3 protein-coding genes are annotated in these 2,672 nt (G+C 69.9%); 1 reads left to right on the top strand and 2 read right to left on the bottom strand.

Annotated features, from left to right (window positions below):
• Nucleotides 1-980, bottom strand: a 980-nt coding sequence (locus tag RMO04_RS05560) for a PA0069 family radical SAM protein (RefSeq protein ID WP_309643799.1), incomplete at its 3' end; no start/stop codon positions are given.
• 75 nt (nucleotides 981-1,055) lie between these two features.
• Between RMO04_RS05560 and RMO04_RS05555 the strand changes: the two genes are divergently transcribed.
• The gene (locus tag RMO04_RS05555) at nucleotides 1,056-1,511 is read left to right on the top strand and encodes a glycosyltransferase (RefSeq protein WP_309643798.1); all 456 of its coding nucleotides are present in this window, start codon (nucleotides 1,056-1,058) and stop codon (nucleotides 1,509-1,511) included.
• Here the strand turns inward: RMO04_RS05555 and RMO04_RS05550 are convergent.
• Nucleotides 1,467-2,672: lytic transglycosylase domain-containing protein (locus tag RMO04_RS05550; protein ID WP_309643797.1), on the bottom strand; the 1,206-nt coding region annotated here is incomplete at its 5' end. The genes RMO04_RS05555 and RMO04_RS05550 overlap by 45 nt on opposite strands.

The following is a 2,672-nucleotide window of genomic DNA, read 5'->3' as shown; positions in this document are numbered from 1 at the left end:
GCCTGGAAGCGCTGGGACATCATCTCGGCGATAGGCCCTTCGCCGCGCATCCGCTTGCCCCATTCGGGATCGTAGTCGAGGCCGCCGCGCATCTGACGCACCAGGGACATTACCTTGCTCGCACGGTCGGGATGGTCGGTGGCCAACCACTCCTGGAACAGGTCCTTGATCTCGCGCGGCAACCGCAGGGCCACATAGCCCGCGCCCTTCGCCCCGGCGGCGGCGGAGCGCTCCAGCACCGCCTCCATCTCGTGGTTGTTGAGGCCCGGGATCGACGGCGCGAACATCACGATCACCGGCACCCCCGCGTCGGCCAGCGCCTTGATCGCCCCGATCCGCTTCTCGGGCGTCGCCGCCCGCGGCTCCATGCTGCGCGCCAGGCCCCGATCCAGAGTGGTGACCGAAACAGCCACCCGGCAGAGGTTCTTGGCGGCGGTTTCGGCCAGGATGTCCAGGTCTCGGACGATCAGCGCCGACTTGGTGATGATCGAGAAGGGGTGGTTGAAGCGGGCCAGCACCTCCAGCACCTGGCGCGTCACCCGCGCCGTGCGTTCCTGCGGCTGGTAGGGGTCGGTATTGCCGCCGATATGGATGAATTCGGGCCGGTAGCGCGGAGCCGACAGCTCCCTTTCCAGCAACTTGGCGGCCTCGGGCTTGAAGAACAGCTGGCTCTCGAAATCCAGGCCCGGCGACAGGCCCATATAGGCGTGAGCCGGCCGGGCGTAGCAGTAGATGCAGCCATGCTCGCAACCCCGATAGGGATTGATCGAGCGATTGAAGCCGACATCGGGGCTGTTGTTCGTGGTGATGATGGTCTTGGCCCGCTCGGGGCTCAGCGTGGTCCGGATCTGGACCGGCTCGGGATCCTCGACGGTCCAGCCGTCGTCGAACGCCTCGCGCGCCTGGGCCTCGAAGCGCCCCGAGGCGTTGGACCGCGCGCCGCGGCCTCGAATGGCGATCTGTTGGGTGAAGCTGGACACGCCTCATCCTAGCGTCGGAATAGAACAAAACAAGAACTCTATTGACGCCACGACCGAACCGCCGCCACTGACCCCATGCTCTCCGTGATCGTCCCGACGCTGAATTCCGAGCGCGACCTCGCCAACCTGCTGGGACGGCTGGTGCCGGCGGCGGTGGACGGGCTGGTGGCCCAGGTGATCGTCCTGGACGGCGGCTCCACCGACGCCACGCTGGAGATCGCCCATGACGCCGGCGGCGATGTCGTCACGACCTTCGCCGAGGCGCTCGCCGTCGCGCGGCGCGACTGGACCTTGATCCTGCCCGTCGACCTGCGCCTGCGCGCGGGCTGGGAGGACGCGGTCGGCGACCACCTCGCGCGCCAGGGCAAAGGCGCGCTGGTTCAGGGCGAGCGGGACGGGGAGGGGCTGCTGGCCCGCCTGAAGGCCGCGCCCTCGGGGCTGCTGGTGGCGAAGTCCGCGCTCGCGAGCGCGGGGCCGGCGCTCGACCTAGTCGCTCTGCGCCGCAAGCATGGTGGGTCGGCCAGGCTCTAGGCTAGGCTGGTCCAGCCTGGCGTCGACGAACTCCGCGCCCTGGGCCAGGGCGTCCAGGGTCTTGCTCTCCTGGCCGAACTTCTTGCGATAGGTCCAGTAGGCGGCCATCACCTTCTCGACGTAGTTGCGGCTCTCCACGCTGGGCAGGCTTTCGATGATCATCAGGCTGTCGGCCTCGGGGCCGACGCGCTCGACGGTCTTGAGCAGGGTGCCGGGGCCGCCGTTGTAGGCCGCGACGGTGCGCAGGATGTCGTAGCCGACCCCGCGCTCCATCAGCCAGGTCACATAGTCCTGGCCGACGCGGAGGTTGAAGGCCGGGTCGAACAGCGGGGTCATGTCGGACTTGAGCTTGTCGTCGCCGGCGGCGCGGGCCGCCGCCTCGGGCATGAGCTGCATCAGGCCGACCGCGCCGGCGTGGCTGACCACGCGCGGATTGAATCGGCTTTCCTGGCGCACGATGGCGTAGACCAGGGCCTTGTCGATCGTATAGCCCGAGCGCGGCTCCAGGGTGGGCGTCGGGTATTCGGGCTCGGCCGAGGCGCGCAGCGGCCCGGTCAGGGCCGTCAGCGGCGCGTTGAGGGCGGCGATCAGCTCCATCCAGCGGGCGCGCTCGGTCTCGGTCTTGGCGAGCGTCAGGCCCGCGCGGCATTCCAGCCCGGCCTCGGTCGCCCGGCCGATCTGGGCCAGGGCCACCGCACGATGGGCGCGCGTGTCGCTGCCGATGAACCGCGCCAGCTCGATCGTGGGGCCGTTGTAGGCGGCGGGCACATAACGGCCCTGCTCGGCCACGGCCAAGCGATTGGCCTTGGCCAGCGCCACGCGGCGCTCGGCGATCATGCCGTAGAAGGTGGTGGGAAAACGCGCCGCCTGGGCCAGGAATTCCTCGGATCGCGCGGCGTCCCCAGCCTGCGCCGTGGCGCGCGACGCCCAATAGGCCGCCCCTGACCTCAGCCAGGGATCTTCGTCCTCGTCGCGGGCCACCAAGGCCAGGTGCGTCTCGGCCGCGGCGTAATTCTTCAAGCGGTAGGCGGCCATGCCGGCGATCCACCGCTCGTCCGCCCCTGAGGCCAGCTCGTAGGCCCGCCTCATGTCGCCGCCGTAGAAGGCTTCGCGCGCCATGCGCCCCTTGGCGCCGGGCAGGCGGTTGGCCACGCCCTGGGC

It is taken from the genome of Phenylobacterium sp. (assembly GCF_031412415.1).
Classification (GTDB): Bacteria; Pseudomonadota; Alphaproteobacteria; order Caulobacterales; family Caulobacteraceae; genus Phenylobacterium.
This window is presented reverse-complemented; position numbering and strand designations above follow the sequence as displayed.

What these genes read in the sequence shown, in the direction of transcription:
- RMO04_RS05555 (WP_309643798.1), top strand. Translation starts at nt 1,056, where the DNA reads ATGCTCTCCGTGATCGTCCCGACGCTGAATTCCGAGCGCGACCTCGCC.